Origin of the sequence: Algoriphagus halophilus (assembly GCF_900129785.1) — a bacterium.
Lineage (GTDB): Bacteria > Bacteroidota > Bacteroidia > Cytophagales > Cyclobacteriaceae > Algoriphagus > Algoriphagus halophilus.
In genome coordinates this window covers 1,348,095-1,373,629 of sequence record NZ_FSRC01000001.1, presented here as the reverse complement: position 1 = coordinate 1,373,629, position 25,535 = coordinate 1,348,095, and the positions used below count along the sequence as shown (strand labels likewise).

Sequence of the window (25,535 nt, the reverse complement as noted above, 5' to 3'; positions counted from 1 at the left end):
TTTTGCTTAGACGGCATTAAAGTTTTATTTTTGACGGATTTTACAAGAAAAGATCACAATTTCTTAATCCTAATAGCACACACCTAAAATAAAAAATCACTTTGGATCTATTTGCTAAATTAAAAACGAATATGGGCCCACTGGGCAAACATTCTAAGTATTCAGATGGTTATTTTATGTTTCCCAAACTAGAAGGGGAAATTGCTCCACGAATGATGTTCCAAGGAAAGGAAGTATTGACATGGAGTTTGAATAACTACCTTGGGCTAGCTAACCACCCTGAAGTTCGTAAAGCAGATGCTGATGCAGCTGCTAAATGGGGAGCAGCCTATCCTATGGGAGCTAGAATGATGTCAGGCCAAACCAATCTTCATGAAAAATTGGAGGATGAGCTTGCCAAATTCGTGGGTAAAGAAAAGGCATACTTGCTAAACTACGGATACCAAGGCATCATGTCTGTGATTGATGCACTATTGGATAGAAAAGACGTCGTAGTGTATGATTCTGAATGTCACGCATGTATTATAGATGCTTTAAGAATGCATATGGGTAAGCGATACGTATTCCCTCATAATGACATTGATAATTGTGAAAAGCAACTTGAAAGAGCCACTAAATTAGCCGCGGAAACTGGCGGAGGAATCTTATTGATTACCGAAGGTGTATTCGGTATGACTGGAGATCAAGGAAAATTGAAAGAAATTTGTGCGCTAAAGAACAAATTTGATTTCAGATTACTGGTAGATGATGCACATGGTTTTGGAACCATGGGTAAAACAGGAGCGGGTACACATGAAGAGCAAGGTGTAATTGATGAAGTTGATTTATACTTCTCGACCTTTGCTAAATCAATGGCTTCTATTGGTGCTTTCATTGCAGGTAATGAAAAAGTGATCCACTATCTACGTTTTAATATGCGTTCTCAAATCTTTGCGAAGTCTCTTCCAATGTTATTGGTAGAAGGAGCTTTAAAAAGATTAGAGTTACTTCAAACCAAACCTGAGCTAAAGGATAATCTTTGGAAAATTGTAAATGCGTTAAGAGACGGATTGCATAACAATGGTTTTAGCACCGGAAAATCAAACTCACCGGTGACTCCTGTAGTCTTAAACGGGACTGTAGGAGAAGCTGCCGCGCTATCCCATGATTTAAGAGAAAACTACGGAATCTTCTGTTCGGTGGTCATTTACCCAGTCGTTCCTAAAGGAATGATTATCTTGAGGTTGATTCCAACTTCAGTACATACCCTATCCGATGTAGAAGAAACTGTGAAGGCATTTGCTGAAATCAAGGAAAAACTAACTTCAGGAATTTATAAGAATTCAGAGTTGGCAATTTCTTTTGGAGAATAAAAAAAAATTCAAAAAAAATGCCCTCCTGATTGATTTAGCAAGTATTTAGGCTATATTGAACAGAATAAACTTATCATCAACCTAAACAATAATCACTTTTACTATGAGCAGATTTAGTGAAGTCCGAGATCTTGTAAATGGCTTAGAAGCCGATTTTGAAAAATTCTATGAAAAAGGCAACCAAGCTGCCGGCACTAGAGTTAGGAAAGGAATGCAAGACTTGAAGAATATGGCACAAGATATCCGTAAGGAAGTTCAAGAAAAGAAAAATGCCTAATTAGTAAGGTAATCAATAAAAAAAGGTGGTCAATTGACCACCTTTTTTAGTTTATAGCTACTAAAGCGGAGCATTAAAACTCCACTTTATTATTTTCTTGTTCTACATCGGCCAACCGTTTACTCGGATCAATTTCAATAGATTTAATGGAATTCATTTTTCTGTCTATTGTAATTTTCTTGGTAATATTAGTCCAAGGCCAATCTTCTGTTAAAATCCTTTTTGGAGCCCCTGCTTCATGTGCTTTTTCTCCTCTCATGATGACTAAAGGCAAATAAACCATTTCCTGGCTTCCATCTTTATAGGTGATCACCAAGTCAATTGGCATTGGCATCAAACCGATTCTTTCTAAAATAATGTCTGTTTGATCTCCTTGAGGATTTACTTCTTTGATCCCATAATTGATGGTTTTGGTCGTATAAACAAAGTATTCTTTATACCAATCCAATTCCAAACCACTCTCTTTCTCCATCACCCTGATCAAATCATTCGCATTTGGATGCTTAAACTTCCAGGTATTCCAATACCGGTGCATTCCTCTATCTCGCACATCAGCTCCTATGATATAGCCCATTTGTTGCAAGAATACAGCTCCCTTGCTATAAGCGGCAGAACTATAGGCTGAATTTGTATGATAGTGATCTGAATGTGTACTCATAGGCTCTTCCTTGCCAGACTTCACCAGCCTATAATACCCTGAATAAGAACCTGCAAGAGGATTTTCGGAAGGGCTATAGATTTCTGACATCGTTAAACTAGATGCATAACTGGTAAAACCTTCATCCATCCATGGGTATAAGGATTCGTTTGTAGCCAAAACGCCATGAAACCAGCTATGTGCTAACTCATGTGCCATTACTCCAACCAACCCTCTTAAATTTCTTCCTCCAGTGATTAAAGTAGACATGGCATACTCCATCCCACCGTCTCCACCTTGGATCACAGAAAATTGCTTATAAGGATACTGGCCAAAATGTTCAGATAAAAAGTTAATTGCCTTTGGAGTATATTCCTTTAGCTTTTCCCAGTTCTCTGTAGTCTCTTCCGTTGGGATAAATAAATGGTGAACAGTGATCCCATTTTCCATTTCTACTTTTTCATGTCTATATTTTGGATCGGCAGCCCACATGAAATCATGAACCATTGGCGCTTTGAAATGCCAGGTAAGTGTTTCTCCTGTAGGCTTTGGAACCGTTACGCCCTCATCCTCATATCCATGGCCAATTTGATTTGGATTTTGAAGATAACCGGTTCCTCCCAGGGTGTAAGATTTATCAATCGTGATTTTCACATCAAAATCTCCCCAAATCCCATAAAATTCTCTACCTATATAAGGATTGGAGTGCCAGCCTTGCTCGTCATAATTAGCCATTTTAGGGTACCATTGTGACATGGAATACCTTACGCCTTCACTGCTATCTCTTCCAGAACGTCTAATTTGAACTGGTACCTGACCTACAAATGACATATTGAACTCTACTTCTGAATGAGGTAAAATGGGCTTTGGAAGCGTCACTTCCAGAATGGTTTCCACTTCCTCAAAATCTACTTGCATGCCATCCATGGTCAATGAATTGACATGAAGGTATCCAATTTCACTTGGAGAGAGCGCAATGATTCTATCCCCCACTCTTCTATCAGGATCAGAAATTGATCTTGATCTTTCATCCATCATACTTCCAGGCTGGAAAGCATTAAAATACAAGTGGTAGAATACTTTGTAAAGGGTATCTGGTGAATTGTTGGTGTACTTGAGAACTTGGGTTCCTGAGTACTGATTGGAAGTGACATTCATATCCACTTCCATTTTGTAATCAACCGACTGCTGGAATCTTCCTGTTTGGGCAAAAGCAGCAGTTCCAGTAATCACAAAAAGAAAAAGCCCTATGAGAGGCTTATTCACAATGTTAAGCATAGGATTATTTTTTATCACAAATAAAATCAAAATGCATACCAGCCACAAACCACCGGTAAAAAATTGACCTGATGATTCTTTAAATACCCATTAGTTTAAAACCGATGTTATAATAATCAATGGATGTTATTTGGGATTTTACTTTATTTATTACAGATATAAACCAAAAACCAAACATGAGAAAAATTTACCTTTTGACTTTGGCGATTTTGCTGAGTCTTTCAGCTCATGCTCAAGAAGTAGATATGGACTTGTTTAAGTCTATGAAAGCAAGAAGCATTGGGCCTGCAGCCATGAGTGGAAGAATTACTGCCATCGATGCCATTGATGACAATCCTTCCGTTATTTACGCAGGATCTGCCTCTGGGGGGCTATGGAAAAGCACTTCGGGAGGAGTGACATGGCAGCCAATTTTTGACGATCAAAAAGTACATTCTATTGGTTCCATTTCCATTTATCAGAAAAATCCAAACATCATTTGGGTAGGTACCGGAGAGGGTAACCCTAGAAACTCCTTAAGTCTAGGAGGTGGAGTTTATCGTTCCATGGATGCAGGTGCAACATGGGAGCTTATGGGGCTGGAAAACACCAAAGCCATTCACCGGATTATTGTTCATCCAGATGACCCCAATACGGTTTACGTTGGAGCAATTGGTTCTCCTTGGGGAGAACAGGAAGACCGAGGATTATATCGGACTACAGATGGAGGTAAAACCTGGGAAAAAATTCTATATATAGATACCAAGACGGGTGTGGGCGAAATGATCATGGATCCGAATAATCCGAATAAGATTTTTGTCAACATGTGGCAACACAGAAGGTACCCTTATTTCTTTGAATCTGGAGGTCCTTCTTCTGGGCTTTTCGTTACGTATGACGGAGGAGATAATTGGAAGGAACTAGATGAAAGCAATGGCTTACCTAAAGGTTATTTAGGAAGAATGGGGCTCGCCATTTCAGCTGCCAATAGTAGTAAGGTGTATGCTTTGGTGGAGTCCTCCAAAAATGCACTTTATGTTTCAGAGGATGGTGGTGAAAATTTTAAAATGATCAATTCGGATGGTTCTATCGGGGATAGACCTTTTTATTATTTTGATATTCACGCGGATCCAAAAAATGAGAATAGGCTATACACCTTGTATTCAAGGGTGGGAATCACGGAAGATGGAGGTAAATCATTTACGCAATTACTTCAATACCAAGGTGTTCACCCGGATCACCACGCTTGGTACATCAACCCGAATGATCCCAAGATTCTTATTGATGGGAATGACGGAGGACTTAATATTTCAAGAGATGGGGGCAAAACTTGGTTTTTTGCTGACAATCTTCCAGTAGGTCAATTTTACCATGTCAATGTTGACAATGAGTTGCCTTATAATATCTATGGAGGTATGCAAGACAATGGGTCTTGGACCGGTCCTGCCTATGTTTGGAGAAGAGATGGCATTAGAAATAGCTATTGGCAAGAAGTTTCATTTGGAGATGGATTTGATGTAGTTCCGCATCCTGCTAATTCTAGATTTGGATACACCATGTCGCAAGCAGGTAATGTTTCCAGATTCGACAAGGAAACCGGGCATAATAAAACCATTAGACCTACTCATCCCGATAAGGAAGTTTTCCTTCGATTCAATTGGAATGCAGCCATTGCACAGGATCCACATGATGAAAACACTGTCTATTATGGATCTCAATTTTTACATAAATCAACAGATAGTGGGGATACTTGGGAAATCATCTCACCTGATTTAACAACCAATGATAGCACCAAGCAAAGACAGCAGGAAACCGGTGGATTAACTTATGATATCACAGGCGCTGAAAACCATACGACTATCATTGCAATTGCTCCTAGCCCGGTGGATCCAAACGTGATCTGGGTAGGAACGGATGACGGCAATGTACAGGTCACCAAGGATGGCGGGGCTACCTGGACCAATGTTGCCAGTAAATTAACCGGACTTCCAAAAGCCTCTTGGATTCCTCAAATTCAAGCTTCTTCCTATGATGCCGACGAAGCTTGGGTAATTGCCAATAATTACAGAAATAATGACTTTTCAGCCTATGCTTACCATACATCAAATGGAGGAAGCTCTTTTACTAGAATTGCTGATGATTCCAAAGTCTCTGGATATGCACTCTCAATTATCCAAGATCCTGTGGAGCCCAACTTGGTATTCTTAGGAACTGAACTTGGACTATATGTCAGCTTTGACCAAGCAAAATCATGGAATAAATGGGAGCATGGTTATCCAAAAGCTGTTTCAACTTACGATATGGCCATTCAAGAAAGAGAAGCTGATTTGGTAATCGGCACATTTGGTAGAGCTTTTTATGTGTTGGATGATATCAGGCCACTACGGATTTTTGCTGCTAATGGTGGATCTGCTCCAGAAGCCAAAATTACAGCTGTTCCAGCTCCGGATGCTTATCAAGTAGAAATCCAGCAGCCAGCAGGGGAACGATTCCCTGCGGATGGAATTTTTGCTGGTGAAAACAGAGAAACCGGTGGACGTTTGAGCTTTATTATTCAGGACGATAAAGAAAAATTGGACACCGTAACTGTGTCAATTTTTAACGAAGCGGGTGAGCAAATCAGGACTTTAAAAACAGTTCCAAAAAATGGAGTCAATCGAATTATATGGAATTTGGACAGAAAATCTTCTGTAGAAAATCCAGGTGGCTTTGGCGGTCGTAGAGGCAATAGAAGTGGTTTTTACGAAGCTTCAGGAGGAGAAGCACTTCCCGGGACTTACAAAGTAGTATTCACTTATGGAGATCAGGAAGATGAAACCAATATCAATGTGTATTCAGACCCTAGAATAGACATGAACCTTGCCGACCTGAAAGCAAAGGATGAATTCCTTAAAAAATTGGAAGCTTTAACCAATGAGGTTTCTGAATCAACCAAAAGATTAGATGAAGCCCAAAAGGTAATCGATAAAGTCTTGACTTTAACCAAGGATGTTGATACTGAGGAAGCAAAAGAGTTAGCCAAAGCGGCCAAAGACATTAAGAAAAAGCTTGATACTGCAAGAGAGGCCTACAATGGCCCCACCCGAGAAGGTCAGGGGATTGTCAGAAACCTATACCCTACCACTATGACCATGGTATTTGCACCAAGAAGGTATGTTGGATCTTCCTATTCTGCACCAGGCGCCACAGAGGAACGATTGTACCAACAAGGTGTTGAAGCTGCTGCTGAGGCCAAATCCATCGTAGATGAATTTATCAATGGGGATTGGAAAGCCTTTGAAGAAAAAGTGAAAAACACTCAAATCGATTTATTCGATAACATGAAATAAATTCATGAAGCCAAAAAAGCCAACCTAGTTTAGGTTGGCTTTTTTTATGAAATAGAATCAGATATTTTAGATTTTCAACTTCTTTCACCTCATGCTTGATCATCATAAAATTGGATGGAAAACGGCCGCAGGATTAGTCATTGCCAATATGATCGGCACGGGAGTTTTTACCAGTTTGGGTTTTCAATTGAATGAAGTCCAAAACACGTGGTCTATTTTCATACTTTGGGTAGTTGGCGGCATCATGGCACTCATTGGAGCATTGGTGTATTCAGAACTAGGAACCCACTTCAAAAAGTCTGGAGGCGATTATATTTTTCTTTCGGAAACAATCCATCCATCTATCGGCTATTTATATGCTTGGGTTTCGCTTACAGTTGGGTTTTCTGCACCAATTGCTATTGCAGGAATAGCTATGAACGACTACTTGCGTCCTTTTTCAGGAAATAGCAGCTTCCCTGGTTTATTGACTATTTTATTAATTCCCATTGCACATGTCATTTCCATCAAAAGAAGCGGTCAGATTCAAAACTTGCTTACCCTAATAAAAATATTATTCATTGTTTCATTAATTCTGATCGGCTTCACTTTACCCTCCAAAAGTCTTTCCTCTTCACTGGATTTTTCCAACTCATGGACCTCGGAGATTTTGAATCCTGGTTTTGTGGTTTCTTTGGTATATGTATTCTATGCCTATACAGGTTGGAATTCTGCTGCCTATATTATTGAAGAGGTACAAAACCCCAAAAAGAATCTACCAAAGGCCTTGATCACCTCGACTATCTTGGTTTTAATCCTGTATGTTTTATTTCAATATGTATTGCTAAAACATGCTTCGCTTTCTGATTTAAAAGGAAACGTTGAAGTAGCTAAGATCTCTTTTGAAAATTTACTGGGGCCTTTAGGCGCTAGTTGGATCAGTTTTTTTATTGCTATTCAATTAATGGCCACCATCAGTGGATATACTTGGGTAGGTCCGAGGATTACCCACGCCATGGCCAAAGATTTCAAGCTCTGGAAACCCCTTGCCAAGGAAAATAAAAATGGGATTCCCATAGTTGCCATTGGATTAAATACACTTATTAGCTTACTTTTATTTTTATCCGGCTCTTTCGAACAGGTCTTGATATATGCTGGTTTTGTGCTTCAATTGATGGGAACGATTACCATTTATTCTTCCCTTAAAATTCGGGAAAGTTCAGGTTTCCGAACCCCTTTCAAACCGCTATTACAATGGGTATACATCGTTTTTAGTCTTGCTATTAGCTGCTACCTATTTTGGGACAGACCTTGGGAGAGTTTAGCAGGAATTGGAATTATGGCCTTGGGATTATTCCTTTATTTATTTGACAAAAAAAAGCCTGACTTCAAAAGTCAAACAAGAAAGTAGGGATACCAACCAATCAATAAAAGTCAGTAATTTTCTTCTATTGAAGCCACGATAAGCATAGGTATCACCAGGTTTACCCTGATTAAAACAAAATTAATTTGCTCTTGAATGGTCACCGACCCACAAACTGCCCTCGGTATTCTCAAACATTCCATACACTTGAAGAGGGTTGTTGTTCTTGATAGTTAGAACCCATGGTGGAATCATCCCCCAGGACGAGAAAAATTTAAGATAAAAAATTCCTTTTTATCTATGTCCGAATTATATAATTTACTGGTATACTGACTCTTGTAATTGGAAAACAACTAGTTGTTCAAGAAATCTTAAAAATACTTCAATTCAATATCAGAATAATTAATATTTCATAACGAGGTTCTATATTACTGGGAATTGTAAAAAGTCAATCTTGAAATTTAAAAAAATGAAGTACCAATTCAATTCAACAACCCAAATTCAACCCATTGAAAATCAATTATAAACATTTTTTTAGAACATTAAAGGAAAGTCTATTCCATAGGAATATGACATCCAAACCACAACTTTTATTCCTGATACTGATGCCATTATTGGCTTTTCATTTCCAATCAGGTTATGCACAGAATGAATTTACAGAAATCAGATTTGAACAGGAAGCTGGATCCAAAAGATCAAAATATTTATTAAAAGGTACGATCATTCAATATGAGACTTCCGAACCATTGGAAGGTGTTTCCATTCATATAGACGGAATCTTCGGTGGAAACAACACTGATTCGAAGGGACAATATTCAATTTCACTTGATTCAGGAAAACACCGGATCGTTTTCCGGCAATTTGGGAAGAGACCAGCTCGATACATCGTTTTTCTATATGGAGATGGCCAATTGGACTTAGCACTTACCGATCAAGATTTTGAATTGGAGGTATTTACGGTACAAGCAGAGGAGCGAGATAGAAACATCCGGGGAGCCATTACCGGGGTTACCAAAATGAACATCGATGAAATAAAATTAGTCCCAGCATTTTTAGGCGAGTCTGATGTATTTAATGTGCTTCAATCCATGCCGGGAGTGAATTCTGTAGGTGAAGGTTCTGCAGGAATGAATATTAGGGGTGGTCAGGCAGATCAAAATCTGATCATGATGAACGAGGCGATAGTGCTTAGTAACAGTCATGCTTTGGGTTTCCTATCCTCATTTAATGGTGATGTACTCCAAAACTTCACTTTGTTTAAAGGAACAGTCCCAAGCTACTTTGGAGGAAGGAGTGCGTCAGCATTGAACATTGAAATGAGAAAAGGTAGCAGAGAAAACTGGAAAGGAAATGTTTCTCTAGGAACCTCGATCAGCAAATTCCTGATAGAAGGACCTATCGTTCCCGAAAAGACCTCCTTAATTTTTGCCTCTAGATTATCCAACACCAATTGGATTTTGAACAAAGTAAATGAGGTGGATGTCAAAAATAGTAAGATTAACTTCCACGATCTTTATTTGGGAATCAACCACCAATTTTCTGAGAATAACAGCCTTGATTTTAACTTGCTAACTACCGGAGATTATTTCAGGTTTTCCAATCAGTTTGGATTTGAATGGGATAATCTCGTGGGATCATTGACCAGCCGCAATTTATTGACCGATAATTTCTCTCTGATAGGAATGGCGGCTTTTGGTTCATTCAACAATAGTTTTTTTGAACCCTCTCAAATAGACCCATCAAAAATTGAAAATGGTCTTTACTACTACCAAGGAAAAATAACCGGGTTTTTAACGCTCGAAAAGGTGGACATTAACTTTGGTGCTGAGGCTATCCAATACAAAATGAGGCCCGAATCTCTCAGCCCTCTCACGGAAGAATCCGGGATTGAGGCAGAGACCAATCAGAAAGAGAGAGGATTGGAATTTGCTCCCTTTGTATCTGCTGAATGGAATCCCTCAGAAAACTTTTCTGTTTCTGGAGGAATCAGATATTCAAATTATATACAACAAGGACCCGATTCAGTCTTTAGATATCAAGAAGGAGTTCCAAGATCAAGGTTGACGATTGATGGAGTTCATTTTATAGAAAGTGGACAAGTAGTGAAGTACAATGGTCTTGAGCCAAGGCTTTCCTTCCGTTGGACTTTAGGAAATTCTAGTTCTATCAAAGGCGGATATTCGGTTTTGAACCAATACCTACAGACCATCTCCAATGCTACGGGTCCAACACCAATAGACCTTTGGCAGCTGAGTACAACTTATATCCTTCCACAACGATCCTATAATGTTTCTTTGGGATACTTCCGAAACTTCAAGGAAGATATGTGGTCTACCTCTCTTGAGGGATTTTATCGGACGACAGACAATCAATTGGAATACCGGGATTTTGCTGATTTGTTTGTAAATCCGCACTTAGAAACCGAATTGATCCAAGGAGAAGGCAGAGCCTATGGTGCTGAAGTATTGATCCAAAAAAACAGTGGTGGTATCACAGGTTGGCTTGCTTACACCTATACTAGATCCTTGATCAGAACCACCTCCGAATTTCCTCAAATTCAAGTCAATCAGGGCAACTGGTTTGCTACCAATTTTGACAAGCCTCATACCGTTTCACTAGTTACCAACATCCATTTCAGAAAGGGGAAAACTTTCAATATGAATTTCAATTTTTCGTCGGGCAGGCCGGTTACTGGACTTACCTCTAACTATGTCGTAGGAGGGGTTTTTGTTCCAAATTTTGGGAATAGAAATGAATTTAGGATTCCAAACTACTTTAGAATTGACTTTTCTTACCTAACCAATGGATTTGTAAGAAAATGGGATGACAAGATCAATTTTAGTGTCTACAACCTTACCGGTCGAAGAAATGCCTATTCGGTATTTTTCCAAAGAGAAGGAAGATCACAAAGGTTGATCCCTTTTCAGGTTTCCATCTTGGGTTCCGTTTTTCCATCTTTCACCTACACTGTTTCCTTTGGCAAATGATCTCACGCAAAACAAAATATGTCCAACTGCTGGTGGTGTTCTCACCTATTTTTTTTCTGCTGTCTTCCTGTATTGAAAAACTTGATTTTTTCGACGAAGACCAAGAAGTGCAATTAGTAATCTATGGGCTTTTGACCGATAACTTTGAAAGACAAATTGTTTCAGTATCAAAAACATCTGCTGTAGGACTTGCACCAATGGGTGTTAGGGATGCTAGGGTTTCACTATTAACAGCATCAGGAGATAAGTATAGATACAATTCTACCGGATCAGGGGAGTATATATTAGAAGGATTTGCTGCAATAGAAGGAGAAAGTTATGCCCTTGAGGTGATTCTAGAGGATAACGTCTATATCTCAAAATATGAGAAGATGCCTGAACTTCTTGCAGATGATAATATCAGTTTTGAATTTAACAAAGAACCATTTAGAACGGAAACTCCAGAGTCTGTTTTTACGGTTATTTCAGAAACGACGCTGCCTAGTTCTTCTGATCCGATCTATCTTAGGTGGACGGTTGAAGAGACTTATTTTTGGCCTTTGTTACATTTTCCAGGCACAGGGTTTCCGCCCCCTCCTCCACCACCTTGTTTTATATCGGATGTTATTGAACCCGATAGAATTAATTTGTTTGACGGATCGGGTTCAAGTTCCCGTATAGGAAATTTTGTATTGGGGAAAAGGTTGGTAGACAATTCCTTCCTATACCCTTTCTTTGTGTCAGTTAGGCAACTTAGCATCAATCGGGAAGCCTATGAGTATTGGGAAAAAATAAAAATTGTGATCAATAATCAAGGATCTTTATTTGATATACCCCCTGCTCCAGTAATTGGAAACATTTCCAATGTTGAAGATCAGAATGAAATAGTCTTAGGTTTTTTTGAAGTCGCCAAAACCAAAGTGACCAGGGTTTATACTACACGGGCAGATGTACCCTTTTCTCTGGTCGACCCATGTCAGTATTTCCCAAGTATACCCGAAAACTCTTACCCCTCTGAATGCAAGTCCTGTGATGCACGGGCCCAAGGGAGAAGATGGACAAACACTCCTCCTGATTGGTGGAAGTTTGATTGAAACTTTTTGGGTTGGCTTTGAATAGTATCTGGAGATGAAAAAGAACCTTTATTCAACATTAAAGCAGCTAACTTGTCTGATTTCTTTGATTTTGGTAACGGTTTCCTGCATTGACAGACTTGATTTTTGGCAGGAAACACAAGAGGGGCAATTAATCATCTATGGATTGTTTACTGATAGTGAAGACAAGCATTTGGTCAATATCAGTACCACGGCACCATTAAGTTTTCGTCCTAAAGGTATTTCAAATGCAGCCGTTTATTTACTGACGGATGGCGAGGAAAAAATAGCCTATCTTAACAAAGGGAATGGTGTTTATGAATTGCAAGGCATACATGCAGCAGAAGGAAAAAGTTATGCAATTGAAGTGATTTTGAATGGAACGACTTACAGGTCATCATTTCAAGAATTGCCTTCAGCTGTTGGGAAAGACGATCTCAGTTATGAAGTTGCGTATGAACCGTTTAAATCTTCAGAGGATGAGTATGTTTTTAAAGTTTTCACCAAATCAGAGTTACCGGAAACAAAAGACCAACTATTCATTAGGTGGGTCGTAGAGGAAGCACACTATTGGCAGTTACTCTGGATTCCTCCTGCTACCCCTCCTCCTCCACCTTGTTTTATTTTTGACGTGATGGATCCTTCACGGGTCAATTTATTTGACGGAACAGTTACTTCAAATCGGCAAACTGAGAGTTTATTGGCAACCAGGAAAATTGATAATGCATTTTTGTTCCCATATTTTGTGACTGTCAAACAGCTCAGCATTAAAAGAGAGGCATTTCAGTATTGGGAAAAAATAAATATTGTCATCAACAACCAAGGATCTCTTTTTGATATACCTCCTGCTCCGGTAGTGGGAAACATCGTAAATACTGAAAATCCAAATGAGCTTATTCTTGGCTTTTTTGAAGTTGCAAAATCATCTATATCGAGGTTCTACGTGACCTCTGAGATTTCTCCTATTTACTTGCAGCCTATCTGCAATTTTATCCCCGGAAAACCCACCAATCAATATCCCTCTGAATGCCTTTCCTGTGAAGCGCGTGCTGGAGGCCGTGAATGGACAAGTATTACACCTGACTGGTGGGTTTATGATTGATCCCAGGGTTAAAAACGAAATACTATGCTAGGTTACTCAATTTATCCAATACTTAATCCAAAGAAACTTTGGAGGTAGTACAAGTACTTTTTTTATGGACTACAGATTCTTATCTATTTTCATACAATTCTGTATAGTAATCCTGATAGGCTCCTGAAGTGACATGATCCAACCACTCTTGATTATTCAGGTACCAATCTATGGTCATCTCTATCCCTTCTTCGAATTGCAAACTAGGCTCCCAGCCTAATTCTTCTTTGATTTTGGTGGCGTCTATGGCATATCGATGATCATGGCCCGCACGATCTTTTACAAAGGTGATTAGTTTTTCAGAGGTACCCTTCTCTCTTCCTAATTTTTCATCCATTTTTTGACAAAGCAATCTGACAATGTCAATATTTTTCCATTCGTTGAAACCACCGATATTATAGGTTTCTCCAGATTTACCCTGATGAAAAACGGTATCAATTGCTCTTGCATGGTCAATCACAAATAACCAGTCCCTGATATTTTCTCCTTTTCCATACACCGGAAGAGGCTTGTTGTTCTTGATATTATGAATACACAATGGGATCAATTTCTCCGGAAAGTGATTCGGACCATAATTATTGGAGCAATTGGAGATTACCGTATTCATTTGATAAGTATTGGCGTAGGCTCTTACAAAATGGTCTGAAGAAGCTTTTGACGCAGAATAAGGAGATTGAGGATCGTAGGGAGTAGATTCCAAAAAGAACCCACCATCTTCCAAGGAACCATAAACCTCATCGGTGGAAACATGGTAAAATAAGTGATTACCTAATTCACCAGCCCAGGCTTTCTTGGCAGAATTCAGCAAATTTACTGTTCCGAATACATTGGTTTTCACAAAGGCCAAAGGATCAGAGATAGATCGATCCACGTGAGATTCAGCTGCTAAATGAATTACATCGGTAATCCCATGTTTTGAGAAAACCTGGTCAAGGGCAGCAGCATCTTGAATATTCACTTTTTCAAAAAAGTAATTGGAAGCCCCTTCTATTTCTTTCAGGTTTTCGAGATTTCCAGCATAGGTCAAAGCATCCAAATTTACAATCGTGTATTCGGGATACTTCGAGACAAAAAGTTTAACCACATGACTTCCTATAAAACCAGCACCGCCAGTGATCAAAATTGATTTTTTCATGATTAAGAATGTTATTTCTTATAATAATCTAGATACCATTTTGTAAATGCATTTACTCCATCCGTAATAGAGGTTTCTGGCTTGTACCCAGTATCTCTCACTAAATCGGATACATCTGCATGAGAGGCAGGAACATCCCCGGGTTGTAAAGGCAATAATTCCATTTCTGCTTTCTTACCCAGTCCATCTTCAATCGCATGGATATAGTCCATCAAGAGCACAGGAGAGGAATTTCCTATATTATATACTTTGAAAGGTGCTCTGGCACTTCCTGGATCTGGATTTTGAGGATCAAAGTCCGCATTTGGTGAAGCAGGTCTATCGGCAACTCTGATTACTCCTTCTACAATATCATCTATATAGGTGAAATCCCGCTTCATTTTTCCAAAATTAAAGACCTTAATAGGCTCTCCTTTTAGGATTGCTTCAGTAAATAGAAATAGGGCCATATCAGGTCGCCCCCAAGGTCCATACACTGTAAAGAACCGCAAACCTGTGGTTGGAATATTAAATAAATGACTATAGGTATGAGCCATCAATTCATTGGATTTCTTGGAAGCAGCATATAAACTGATGGGATGATCAACAGAATCAGAAGTTGAAAAAGGAAGTTTTTCATTGGCCCCATATACCGAACTTGATGACGCGTAAACCAAATGCTTGACAGGATGAAAACGGCAAGACTCCAATATATTAAGGAAAGCAATGATATTACTCTCTATGTATACCTCAGGATGTGTCAAGGAATACCTCACTCCTGCTTGGGCAGCCAAATGAATCACCACATCAAACTTTTCCTGAGCAAAGAGGTGAAGTAGATCTTCTTTTTTGGATAAGTCTAATTTGATAAATCTATAGAAAGGTATATCCGAAGATTGAACCAATTTATTATTTGAAATTTCTTCTTTTTCAACCCCCATAGAAGCTAATCGCGCATACTTCAGGTTTATGTCATAATAGTCATTGATGACATCAAGCCCCACAACTTCATCCCCTCTCTCCAACAATTTTTTTGCAACATGATATCCAATAAATCCTGCAGTTCCGGTTACCAGGTACTTCATAAAAGAGTGTATTACGTGATTAAGGCCTAAATATACGTCATTCTGATGGACTGACCGCCCCTAGCAACTGCTGGTATCGATCAAAAATTTCTTGATGAACATTGGGTCTATTATAGTTGGCCTTAACTTCCTCATAAAGAGCGATCCCCAGTTGGGTCATTTTTTCTCTTTTCACAAACGCAAATTCCAAAGCCTCTTTTAAAACAGCCGCATCTTTTACAGGAAAAATTAATCCTGTCTTTTGCTGAGTGATCAAATCAGTATTTCCAATTATTCCAGAACAGATTACGGGTAGTTGCATTGCACCAGCTTCCAATAACACATTTGGAAATCCTTCCCTATGAGATGGATGTACTAAAACATCTGCCAGTGCCATATAATGGGCTACATGATCTGACCAGTCAATCTGCACTATTCTTGGATGGTCCGTGATCGTCTGAATGGTTTCAGGTGATAATGGATCCAGTTCTTGCTCATAACTTCCAAGCAACACTAATTTTGATTGATTGACAATTTTTGAATTCGTAAAAGCAGCGACTAATTCTTCGATCCCTTTATCTTTAACCAACCTTCCAACAGACAAGATCACAAATTCATTTTCTCCAGGAAGAATTCTCATGGTAGCAGCCACTAAATGGTTTTCCTTTAAGGAATTCCGACTGAATTTAGTCAGGTCTACTCCATTTGATGAACCCTTACCAATGATGTGTATTTTATCCTCATCGCACAGGTTCTCATTTAAAATAAATTTCTTTAATCCATTGGAATTGGGCCAAACTTCGGTGGCATATTGGTAGGTATATTTTTCCACTTTTTCCAGAAGACCTTTCTTTCCTCCTTCTGCAGACATGAATGGAATTCCAGCCAAAGTATGGATTCGCACTTTAACCCCTGCTAATTTGGCTGCAATCATTCCCAAAATACCTGCCTTAGGAGTATGAGTATGAACAATATCCGGTTTTTCAACTTTAAACAACTGATATAATTGCCACAAGCATTTGAGGTCGTGAATGGGGGTGATTTTTCTGGTGAATGGAATCACTTCATGCCTGACTCCTTCATTCTTAAGTACCTGTGCAACTTCCCTCCCATCACTGCTCACCATTACTACATCTAACCCCTTTTCCTTCATAAACTTCATTTGCCCGGAGAGCAATAGTTTAAGAGAAATTGGTACAGTGGTGATTCGAATCAGCTTGGTCATGAAAAAGATTTGTAAAGGCGCAAAGGTAAGATATTCTAGTCTTTTGTGCCTTAAAAAACGCAAATGGTATTCCAAGAAATACACATCCTCCTAATCTCCTTCTTCTAGTTCAAATAATTCTTCTATTGGTACCACAAAAACTTTGGCAATTTTCAGGGACAGGACCGTAGATGGAACATATTTACCAGCCTCTATACTGTTAATGGTTTGCCTTGATACATTAACCCGGTCTGCCAAATCCTGTTGGGTCATATTATTTCTTGCCCGCTCTACTTTGATTGTGTTTTTCATCTTGCGAACCCTACAATTCTGTTATTTTCAAAATAATGCGGCATTAAGATCTCTGTACATTTCATGAGTTATGATATTAAGCATCAATCTTTTGAGGCCATGTATTTTTGATATTGAAAAGCGGCATATACATAGGCATTTAAAAGAAACAGCACCAAATAAGCCGTAAATATTTCGGAGGTAATCCTATCATACCGCAGATAATTGATTAACATCAATGCCCCTAATCCCCATATCAGCCAGTAAAAGCCAGTTTGAAATGCTTGCAACCTAAAAGATTTAATCATTTCATCTTCTTCTTTTTCGCGTGATAGGTTTAACAATCCAAATCCTATGGCCCAAAAACCATAGATGATTTGTGACGAATCATCCGGACTGATGTCCATTCGTGAAAAAGCCATTCCAATTACTAAAATGACTGGTAATGGAAAAAATATAAATGCCACTTTCTTCCATGCTGGAGAAAGTAAAGGAACATGTAAGATGGATTTCTCTTTCATAAGTCAACTATTTTTTACCAAATGTAAAATAAACTTTACATTATGTCAAATAAAATTAACTTTTTCATTTGGGTAAAGTTTAAGAGATAAATATTCTTCCCAATAAAATTTTATCGCTGGGGATAAGACATGCCTTTTAATTAACTTTAATCCTCATTACTTCTTACTTATTTGATTTCTTATGATTTCTACTCAAAAAATTGCCATCATAGGCTGTGGTAATCTTGGTTCATCCATTGCCAATGGACTGCTTGAAAAAGATAGCTTTGATGCAAAAAACCTAACTCTTACCAAACGAAATACCATCAGTTTATCTGACTTTGAGGCAAGAGGAGCTCATGTTCATTCAGACAATTTTACCGCAGCTAAATATGCGGACATCATTTTATTAGGCGTAAAGCCTTATAATATCCGCCCTATTCTACGTGAGATCAAAGAAGTTTTAGATCCAGAGAAGCAAATAATTATCTCTTTGGCCACCGGAATTAGTTTAGACGAAATGTATCAGGAGCTTGATCCAAAGATGGTGGCATTTAGAGCCATGCCAAATATTGCCGCAGACATTCAGGAATCCATTACTTGCGTTTGTCAAAGAGGTGCCAATTCTGATCAAATAGCATTGGTAAAAGAATTATTTAACTCCATAGGTATCACCATTGATATCGATGAATCACTGATGGAAGCTTCCACTGTATTGGGAGCCTGTGGTATTGCTTATGTATTAAGATTTATGCGCGCTATGATCCAGGGAGGAATTCAGATTGGATTTGATTCCAAAACTGCCAGCAGGATCGTTAATCAAACAGTAAAAGGAGCGGCTGAATTGATGATTCAACAAAATATTCATCCGGAGGAAGCCATTGATAAAGTCACTACTCCAAAAGGCTGTACCATCGTAGGACTAAATGAAATGGAACATCAAGGTTTTAGTTCAGCAATGGTAAGAGGGGTCATTGCTAGTTTTGAAAAAATCGAAAAAAAATAGCTTCTTTTTTCCTATTAAGAAAAAATCACGGAATAGTTAAGTTAAATCCCTCAAAAACCCAATTAGTTCAAAAAAGAATAATTTAATTTTTGTTTTTCTTTTAAATCTTTTTACTAGTTTTGTCTCGGGTGATAAACAACTTTTGCTATTCCTTTTTAAGTGACACGATTTTTCAAGGAAGGACTGTTTGGTAATTTTTTCCTCCTTCCTTTTGTTTTAGTTAAAATTTTAAAAAAAATGCCTTCTGATTTTTAATCAGAAGGCATTTTAGTTTTTAAACTTGATTTTATTATTCGAAAATCTCTTTCAGCTTGCTTTCAAGACTTGGGCCTCTTAAATCCTTCCCAATAATTTTACCATCTGGGTCAATTAAATATGTCGCTGGAATAGCGTTGATCTGATACAATTCTGCAGCCACAGAGTTAAAGTATTTCAAATCGGAAACTTGTGTCCAAGTTAATCCATCTTCAAAAATAGCATCTACCCAAGCTTCACGGGTTCTATCAAGAGAAACTCCAAAAACCTCAAATCCTTGATCCTTGTATTCATTATATAGTCTGACCACATTTGGGTTTTCTTCACGACATGGTTTACACCATCCAGCCCAAAAATCAATCATCACATATTTCCCTCTAAAATCAGATAATTTGACTATCTGACCTTCTGGGTTAGGCAACTCTATTTCTGGAGCAATTTGTCCCATAGAAAGCGCCCTCATCTCATCCAATTGCTGTTTTAATTGAATGATCATTTTGGTATCAGGATACTTTTTATCCAATTCAGCTACCAGACTATCCAAAAACTGAAACTCATTTTTGGAATTCAAAAGACCAATTGCAGCTAAAGAAGCAAAACTATCCCCCATGCTATTGATCACCTCTTTCACCTGTTTGGCTTGGTTATCTTCCAACAGTAATGCATCTGACTGGATTCTTTTGATTGTCTCCGTATCATTATTACTCATGGCTTCGTAATAAGCCTCATTCAGCTCATTTACTTTATTCTGATAATCAGCGATCAATCCATCAATTTTCTGCATTTCCTGACTGTCCTTTGAACCTGAAATTTGCAAACTTTCAGCATCTGAAAAGTCATAATTTAATTGGACATCCTCTTTATATAGCGCAAGTCTTACTGTTCTTTGGTCAAATAAATTCAATGCGAAAAAGGTGGGAACTTCCACGTCCACTGTATATTCGAAAGATCCATCTGATTGGAGAGATAGGGTATCTACCACCACAGGTCGACTTTCGGTAAAGCGGGAAAGAATAATCAAACCCTCCGGAGCATTTTCCACTTTTCCTTCAAGCGCTACTTTGCCGTCATTTTCTTCTTCAGCACTTCCGCAAGAAAGCATGGTGACACCTAGAACAAAGGCAACTAAGATTGAGGTATATTTCATATTTTATTTTTGTAATAATTTAGTCAATAGCTTGGTAGCAACTTTTGGATCGGCCTTGCCTTGGGACTTTTTCATTACTTGTCCCATAAACATGCCCATCAGCCCTTTTTTACCGGATCTAAATTCTGCTACTTTTCCCGCATTTTCGGCTAACACAGCCTCTACTATTGGCAATAAGGATGATTCATCACTTTCCTGAATTAAGTTTAACTTTTGAGCAATCTCGATCGGATTTTCCTCTGAGGATTTAAGCATCTCAGGGTATATCTTTTGAGAAGCTACTGTGAAACTCACCTTGCCTGCATCGATCAATGCAATAAGTTCAGCAAGCGAATCAGTACTAATTGGAAAGTCTTTTATCTGTACTGACCCTTCATTCAAATAGGACTTTATCGGTCCCATCATCCAGTTAGACGCAGCTTTATAATTTTTTGTTTTACTACACAGTTCATTAAACCAAAGAGCCATTTCTTTCGACTCAGTCAAGAAACTCGCATCGTATTCAGGCAAACCAAATTGCTCTACAAATCGCTGGTGTAATTCTCTAGGAAGGTCAGGCATACTTTCTTTGATAGAACTCAACCATTCTTCAGAAACTACTACTGGGCTTAAATCCGGTTCAGGAAAATATCGATAATCATTCAAGTCCTCTTTGGTCCGCATACTCGCCGTTGTACCGTTAGCGGCATCAAATGTTCTAGTCTCAGAAATGACCTCCTCCCCTGCTTCCAGTAACTCAATGATACGATTATGCTCATGTTCTATGGCCCGGAACACATTTCGGAAAGAGTTCATGTTTTTCACTTCAACTTTCTTTCCATATTCCTTGGCCCCTTTTAACATCACGGAAACATTGGCATCACAGCGAAGTGATCCTTCTTCCATGTTCCCATCACAGATTTCAAGGTATTTTACCAACTTCTTGATCTCCGACAAAAAAGCATAAGCTTCTTCCGGGCTTCTTAAATCGGGTTCTGAAACGATCTCAATCAGCGGAGTACCTGCACGGTTAAAATCCACCAATGTATCAGGTTCACCAGCCAAGTGGATAGACTTGCCAGCATCTTCCTCCAAATGGATTCGGTTCAATAAAACCTCTTTGGTTCTTCCATCCTCCAATTTGATCGGAACAGTCCCTCCTACACAAATGGGGCCTTTGTCCTGGGTGATCTGGAAACCTTTTGGAAGATCTGGATAGAAATAATTTTTTCGGGCAAAAACATTATGTCTGGTAATTTCACAATTACAGGCCAATCCCATTTTGATGGCAAATTCAATGGCCTTCTTATTTACTTTCGGCAAAGTACCAGGATGGCCTAAGGTAATCACGGATACCTGTGTATTTGGAGCTTTTCCATATTCAGAGGCATCAGAAGCAAACATTTTGCTATTCGTAAGAAGCTGGGAATGTACCTCCAGACCGATGACTAATTGATATTTATTCTTTATTTCTTCGCTAACCATTCGAGCGTTTTTTACTGTCTTTTAAAGGTACAATTCTTTGGCTTTGCTCACTACGTTTTCTAGACCAGTGAGATCTTTTCCTCCTGCAGTGGCAAAAAACGGCTGGCCACCGCCTCCACCTTTTATCTGTTTTGCTAGTTCTCTTACAATTTGACCAGCATTCAGATCTTTTTCCTTCACCAAAGAATCTTCTATCATCACCGCTATCTGTGGTTTTCCATCTATGTCTGCTGCAAGAATTACGAATGCATTTTCTACTTCATTTTTCAGTTCGTACACCAGCTTTTTCAAGGAGTCAGCATTCGGTAAAGTAACCTTAGCGATTAAGGTATTGACTCCATTCACTTCTGTAAATTGCTTCAGTAGTTCACCTTTTACCGCACCAGCTTTTTCTTGCTGCAAACTTTCTACCTCTTTCTTCAATTCATTCCTCTCCTGGATCAAAGATTCCAATGCTTTCTTCAAATCTTTTGGATTTTTCAAAAGCTCCTGAAGCTCCTTCACCAGATGATCCTGCTGTCTCAAACTTGCTTCAGCAGCCTTTGCGGTTATTGCTTCTATCCTACGGACACCAGAAGCACTGGAACCTTCAGAAACAATCTTAAACAAGCCGATTTGACTTGTATAAGGAACATGTGTTCCACCACAAAGTTCCACAGAATAGCTTGGATCAAATGTGATTACTCTTACAAAGTCCCCATATTTTTCACCAAATAGTGCCGTAGCTCCCATTTTCTTGGCTTCCTCAATCGGTACATTTCGCTGCTCTACCAAGGGAATATTCTCCCGAATCTTGGCGTTTACGATTTCCTCCACTTGAGCTAGCTCCTCTTCGGTTACTTTACCGAAATGAGAAAAGTCAAATCTCAGTAATTGGTCATTTACCAAAGATCCCCTTTGTTGAATATGATCCCCAAGAACTTGCTTTAATGCAGATTGAAGTAAGTGGGTTGCGGTATGGTTATTCATGCTGAGTGTTCGCTTTTCACGATCTACTTCAGCAGAAAATTTAACTCTCGGATGAGCAGGTAGCTTTTCAACGAAATGAACAATCAAGTCATTCTCTTTCTTCGTATCAATCACTCTGATCTTCTCTTCTTCAGAAACCAACCAACCTGTATCACCTACCTGCCCTCCACTTTCGGCGTAAAATGGTGTTTTGTCCAATACGATTTGGTACTTATCTCCCTTTTTATCCGAAACGACCCTGTATTTTGTTATATATGAATAGGTTTCTAGAAAATCATAGCCGACGAACTCAACACCTGAATCCTCATGAACTAGGACCCAATCTCCTGTTTCAGATTCTGAAGCTGCACGGGATCTGGACTTTTGCTTTTCCATTTCCTCATTGAATCCCTTTTCATCCAAAGACAACCCGTTTTCCCGAGCAATCAGTGAGGTTAAATCCAAAGGAAATCCGAAGGTATCATATAGTTCGAATGCCGTTTTCCCAGGGATTACATGCTCATTCTTCTCCTTTAACTCCGCTTTAATTTGGTCTAGGATCTTCAGGCCATTATCCAAAGTGCGAAGGAAAGAAGCTTCTTCTTCGTAGATCACTTTAGAAATGAATTCTTGTTGCTGTTTTACTTCAGGGAAAATCTCTCCAAAGTTTTCAGAAATTAGGGAGGTTAACTCGTATAAGAAGGGTTCATGGAATCCCAAAAAGGTATATCCATAGCGAACCGCTCTCCTTAAAATTCTACGAATCACATAACCTGCCTTATTATTGGAAGGTAATTGACCATCTGCAATGGTAAAGGCGATTGCCCGGATATGATCGACAATTACCCGAAATGCAATGTCAGTTTGTTCATCTTTACCATATACTTTTCCCGATTTCTTTTCCAATGCAGCCAAAAATGGAGCAAACAAATCAGTGTCATAATTGGAAGATTTTTGTTGAATGGCTCTCACTAATCGTTCAAAACCCATCCCAGTATCTACATGCTTGGCAGGAAGTTCCTTTAAACTTCCATCAGCCAATCTATTGAATTGCATGAACACCAAATTCCAGATTTCAATGACTTGTTCATGATCATTGTTGACCAAATCCTTACCTGCAATGGTGGCACGTTCCGCATCAGGTCTTAAATCAATATGGATTTCGGAGCAAGGACCACATGGACCTGTATCACCCATCTCCCAAAAATTATCTTTTTTGGAACCCATGATGATTCGATCTTCAGGAACAATTTCCTTCCAAAAATCAAAAGCCTCTTGATCCAAGCCCAAGTTATCTCCTTGATCTCCTTCAAAAACGGAAACATATAAACGGTCCTTGGGAAGTTGGTACACCTCTGTCAACAGTTCCCAAGCCCATGCAATCGCTTCTTTTTTGAAATAATCTCCAAAAGACCAGTTTCCCAACATCTCAAACATGGTATGATGGTAGGTGTCCACCCCCACTTCTTCCAAATCATTATGTTTTCCGCTGACGCGAAGACATTTCTGAGAATTGGCCACACGGGAATATTTGGCAACTTCATTGCCTAAAAAAGCATCTTTAAACTGGTTCATCCCGGCATTGGTAAACATCAACGTAGGATCGTTTTTAACTACAATCGGGGATGAAGGAACGTAATGATGTTGCTTGGATTGGAAAAACTCAATAAAGGTACTCCGTATTTTCTTTGCTTCCATGAAAGGTTTTGAGGCAATTTATAACTCTATCTGGCTAAATAATAACCATTTTATCGGGTGACAAAATTAATAGAATTGGCGGTGTTACCTGCATCTGCCCTCAAAATCTTATGAATTCACTATACATCAATGGTAGAGTTCAAAAATTTTGTCTTTAAACTAACATTTTTCGCATTTTAGGAATAGAAACCGAGTAGTTGATTTCAATGGAAACATTTGATTTAATTTTCTATTCTCCATTTCCGAAGTTACTTTCATAAAAAAATCAATAAACTCAATTACAAATTCATCTCAGTACAAAATTCTGGGATTTACTTTTATTTTAATTATGAGCTACCTCCAATTAATCACCTCTCCAACTCTTTTACTGGACGAAAAAATTTGCCGGGCCAACATTAAAAAGATGGCTGATAAGGCAGCCCGTCATCACATGAAATTAGTGCCGCATTTTAAAACTGCGCAATCCAAGGAAATAGGAAAATGGGCTAAGGATTATGGAATCACTGAAGTGACCGTTTCTTCCATAAAAATGGCTGAATATTTGAGTGGAGAGGGCTGGAAAAACATACATATTGCCTTCCCATTTAATCCACTGGAAACACTTAAGCTTGATAAAATCGCCGAAAATCAATCCATTTCAGTACAAATCATCAATGCAAAAACGGCTCAGATTCTTGCAGAGCAACTCCATCATCCTGTTGGTTTTTTCATTGAAATTGATGCTGGTTATGGAAGAACAGGAGTAGAAGTGACTGATTTCGGTCTGATCGAAGAAATTTTGTTGATTGCCAAAAAATCGGATCAACTGAATTTTAAAGGATTTTACCTTCACCCTGGCCATAGTTACTACATGCCAGACATTCCAGCTATTTATGAGGAATCAAGGAATGCCTTATCCATGCTAAAAACCAAATACAGTACAGAATACCCTGATCTGGTTACGCGAATTGGAGATACACCCGGATGTGCCGTGATGGAGGACTTTGGCGATATTGATGAAATGGGGCCTGGGAATTTTGTGTTTTACGATTTAATGCAGTCTAATCTTGGAGGTTGTGATAAGGAAGATATTGCGGTTTGCCTGGCCGTCCCTGTAGTGGATATCAAAAAGGACAGGAAAGAGATTTTGGTACACGGAGGTGGAGTCCATTTGGCAAAAGATGTTTTGATCGATCAAGACGGAAATAAAAACTTTGGCGAGGTAGTTTACTTGAACGAAGATGGATGGACGATTCCTGAAGACAGGTCTTACTTAAAAAGTATCTCACAGGAACATGGCATCATCAAGGCCTCTGACGAATTATTGAGCAAGGTCAAAGTTGGAGATCTCCTTGGTATTCTACCGGTCCATTCCTGTATGACTGCTGATGCCATGGGTGAATATTTGACCCTGGAGGGAAAAACGGTAGACCATGCTGAAGGAGTTCATGAATAAAAAGCATAATTTTAAGAACTTCG

18 protein-coding genes are annotated in these 25,535 nt (G+C 38.9%); 9 read left to right on the top strand and 9 right to left on the bottom strand.

From position 1 onward, the window contains the following. Positions 1–101 precede the first annotated feature (101 nt). Positions 102–1,352 (top strand): aminotransferase class I/II-fold pyridoxal phosphate-dependent enzyme, encoded by a 1,251-nt coding sequence (locus tag BUR11_RS05860; RefSeq protein ID WP_074223855.1) that lies wholly within the window; start codon positions 102–104, stop codon positions 1,350–1,352. A gap of 103 nt (positions 1,353–1,455) precedes the next feature. Beyond that, entirely contained in the window at positions 1,456–1,629 is a 174-nt protein-coding gene (locus BUR11_RS05855; protein WP_074223854.1) for a histone H1, read from the top strand. Between the two features lie 73 nt (positions 1,630–1,702). On the opposite strand, the gene BUR11_RS05850 is transcribed toward BUR11_RS05855, so the two are convergent. Further along, the gene (locus BUR11_RS05850) at positions 1,703–3,544 is read right to left on the bottom strand and encodes a M1 family metallopeptidase (protein ID WP_074223853.1); all 1,842 of its coding nucleotides are present in this window, start codon (positions 3,542–3,544) and stop codon (positions 1,703–1,705) included. Between the two features lie 176 nt (positions 3,545–3,720). Here BUR11_RS05850 and BUR11_RS05845 point away from each other — a divergent pair, with 176 nt between their 5' ends. From BUR11_RS05845 to BUR11_RS05825, 5 genes are all read left to right on the top strand, one after another. Next, positions 3,721–6,852 (top strand): WD40/YVTN/BNR-like repeat-containing protein, encoded by a 3,132-nt coding sequence (locus BUR11_RS05845; RefSeq protein WP_074225134.1) that lies wholly within the window; start codon positions 3,721–3,723, stop codon positions 6,850–6,852. A 91-nt stretch (positions 6,853–6,943) separates the two neighbouring features. Beyond that, entirely contained in the window at positions 6,944–8,242 is a 1,299-nt protein-coding gene (locus BUR11_RS05840) for an APC family permease (RefSeq protein ID WP_074223852.1), read from the top strand. Between the two features lie 521 nt (positions 8,243–8,763). After that, the gene (locus tag BUR11_RS05835; RefSeq protein WP_074223851.1) at positions 8,764–11,181 is read left to right on the top strand and encodes a TonB-dependent receptor; all 2,418 of its coding nucleotides are present in this window, start codon (positions 8,764–8,766) and stop codon (positions 11,179–11,181) included. Continuing rightward, a complete protein-coding gene (locus BUR11_RS05830) occupies positions 11,178–12,254 on the top strand; it encodes a DUF4249 domain-containing protein (protein ID WP_074223850.1) in 1,077 nt (358 codons plus the stop codon). Before BUR11_RS05835 ends, BUR11_RS05830 begins: the two co-directional genes overlap by 4 nt. A gap of 34 nt (positions 12,255–12,288) precedes the next feature. After that, complete coding sequence (locus tag BUR11_RS05825; protein ID WP_074223849.1) at positions 12,289–13,356, top strand: DUF4249 family protein; 1,068 nt, start codon at positions 12,289–12,291, stop codon at positions 13,354–13,356. Between the two features lie 109 nt (positions 13,357–13,465). On the opposite strand, the gene rfbB is transcribed toward BUR11_RS05825, so the two are convergent. The 5 genes from rfbB to BUR11_RS05800 all read right to left on the bottom strand — a co-directional run bounded on the left by rfbB (position 13,466) and on the right by BUR11_RS05800 (position 17,580). Further along, positions 13,466–14,521, bottom strand: coding sequence for a dTDP-glucose 4,6-dehydratase (rfbB, locus tag BUR11_RS05820; RefSeq protein WP_074223848.1), 1,056 nt, complete (start codon positions 14,519–14,521; stop codon positions 13,466–13,468). Between the two features lie 11 nt (positions 14,522–14,532). Then, entirely contained in the window at positions 14,533–15,585 is a 1,053-nt protein-coding gene (locus tag BUR11_RS05815) for an NAD-dependent epimerase (RefSeq protein WP_074223847.1), read from the bottom strand. Positions 15,586–15,622: 37 nt separating this feature from the next. Next, the gene (locus BUR11_RS05810; protein WP_074223846.1) at positions 15,623–16,789 is read right to left on the bottom strand and encodes a glycosyltransferase family 4 protein; all 1,167 of its coding nucleotides are present in this window, start codon (positions 16,787–16,789) and stop codon (positions 15,623–15,625) included. A 90-nt stretch (positions 16,790–16,879) separates the two neighbouring features. Then, positions 16,880–17,080, bottom strand: coding sequence for a helix-turn-helix transcriptional regulator (locus tag BUR11_RS05805; protein ID WP_074223845.1), 201 nt, complete (start codon positions 17,078–17,080; stop codon positions 16,880–16,882). A gap of 83 nt (positions 17,081–17,163) precedes the next feature. After that, the gene (locus BUR11_RS05800) at positions 17,164–17,580 is read right to left on the bottom strand and encodes a hypothetical protein (protein WP_074223844.1); all 417 of its coding nucleotides are present in this window, start codon (positions 17,578–17,580) and stop codon (positions 17,164–17,166) included. A gap of 181 nt (positions 17,581–17,761) precedes the next feature. On the opposite strand from BUR11_RS05800, the gene proC reads away from it, so the two are divergent. Continuing rightward, a complete protein-coding gene (proC, locus tag BUR11_RS05795) occupies positions 17,762–18,565 on the top strand; it encodes a pyrroline-5-carboxylate reductase (RefSeq protein ID WP_074223843.1) in 804 nt (267 codons plus the stop codon). 289 nt (positions 18,566–18,854) lie between these two features. Here proC and BUR11_RS05790 read toward each other — a convergent pair whose 3' ends face one another. From BUR11_RS05790 to alaS, 3 genes are read right to left on the bottom strand one after another with little or no spacing between them, the layout of a single operon-like run. Next, positions 18,855–19,967 (bottom strand): TlpA disulfide reductase family protein, encoded by a 1,113-nt coding sequence (locus tag BUR11_RS05790; RefSeq protein ID WP_074223842.1) that lies wholly within the window; start codon positions 19,965–19,967, stop codon positions 18,855–18,857. 3 nt (positions 19,968–19,970) lie between these two features. Next, entirely contained in the window at positions 19,971–21,431 is a 1,461-nt protein-coding gene (gatB, locus tag BUR11_RS05785; protein ID WP_074223841.1) for an Asp-tRNA(Asn)/Glu-tRNA(Gln) amidotransferase subunit GatB, read from the bottom strand. Positions 21,432–21,452: 21 nt separating this feature from the next. Then, positions 21,453–24,077 (bottom strand): alanine--tRNA ligase, encoded by a 2,625-nt coding sequence (gene alaS / locus BUR11_RS05780; RefSeq protein ID WP_074223840.1) that lies wholly within the window; start codon positions 24,075–24,077, stop codon positions 21,453–21,455. 328 nt (positions 24,078–24,405) lie between these two features. Between alaS and BUR11_RS05775 the strand changes: the two genes are divergently transcribed. Beyond that, positions 24,406–25,512, top strand: a complete 1,107-nt coding sequence (locus tag BUR11_RS05775) for an alanine racemase (RefSeq protein ID WP_074223839.1) — start codon at positions 24,406–24,408, stop codon at positions 25,510–25,512. Positions 25,513–25,535 lie beyond the last annotated feature (23 nt).

Coding starts and splice junctions, on each gene's coding strand:
- BUR11_RS05855 (WP_074223854.1), top strand. CDS start 1,456: ATGAGCAGATTTAGTGAAGTCCGAGATCTTGTAAATGGCTTAGAAGCC.
- BUR11_RS05800 (WP_074223844.1), bottom strand. CDS start 17,580: ATGAAAGAGAAATCCATCTTACATGTTCCTTTACTTTCTCCAGCATGG.
- proC (WP_074223843.1), top strand. CDS start 17,762: ATGATTTCTACTCAAAAAATTGCCATCATAGGCTGTGGTAATCTTGGT.
- BUR11_RS05805 (WP_074223845.1), bottom strand. CDS start 17,080: ATGAAAAACACAATCAAAGTAGAGCGGGCAAGAAATAATATGACCCAA.
- BUR11_RS05810 (WP_074223846.1), bottom strand. CDS start 16,789: ATGACCAAGCTGATTCGAATCACCACTGTACCAATTTCTCTTAAACTA.
- BUR11_RS05840 (WP_074223852.1), top strand. CDS start 6,944: ATGCTTGATCATCATAAAATTGGATGGAAAACGGCCGCAGGATTAGTC.
- BUR11_RS05830 (WP_074223850.1), top strand. CDS start 11,178: ATGATCTCACGCAAAACAAAATATGTCCAACTGCTGGTGGTGTTCTCA.
- gatB (WP_074223841.1), bottom strand. CDS start 21,431: ATGGTTAGCGAAGAAATAAAGAATAAATATCAATTAGTCATCGGTCTG.
- BUR11_RS05835 (WP_074223851.1), top strand. CDS start 8,764: ATGACATCCAAACCACAACTTTTATTCCTGATACTGATGCCATTATTG.
- alaS (WP_074223840.1), bottom strand. CDS start 24,077: ATGGAAGCAAAGAAAATACGGAGTACCTTTATTGAGTTTTTCCAATCC.
- BUR11_RS05775 (WP_074223839.1), top strand. CDS start 24,406: ATGAGCTACCTCCAATTAATCACCTCTCCAACTCTTTTACTGGACGAA.
- BUR11_RS05815 (WP_074223847.1), bottom strand. CDS start 15,585: ATGAAGTACCTGGTAACCGGAACTGCAGGATTTATTGGATATCATGTT.
- BUR11_RS05825 (WP_074223849.1), top strand. CDS start 12,289: ATGAAAAAGAACCTTTATTCAACATTAAAGCAGCTAACTTGTCTGATT.
- BUR11_RS05850 (WP_074223853.1), bottom strand. CDS start 3,544: ATGCTTAACATTGTGAATAAGCCTCTCATAGGGCTTTTTCTTTTTGTG.
- rfbB (WP_074223848.1), bottom strand. CDS start 14,521: ATGAAAAAATCAATTTTGATCACTGGCGGTGCTGGTTTTATAGGAAGT.
- BUR11_RS05790 (WP_074223842.1), bottom strand. CDS start 19,967: ATGAAATATACCTCAATCTTAGTTGCCTTTGTTCTAGGTGTCACCATG.
- BUR11_RS05845 (WP_074225134.1), top strand. CDS start 3,721: ATGAGAAAAATTTACCTTTTGACTTTGGCGATTTTGCTGAGTCTTTCA.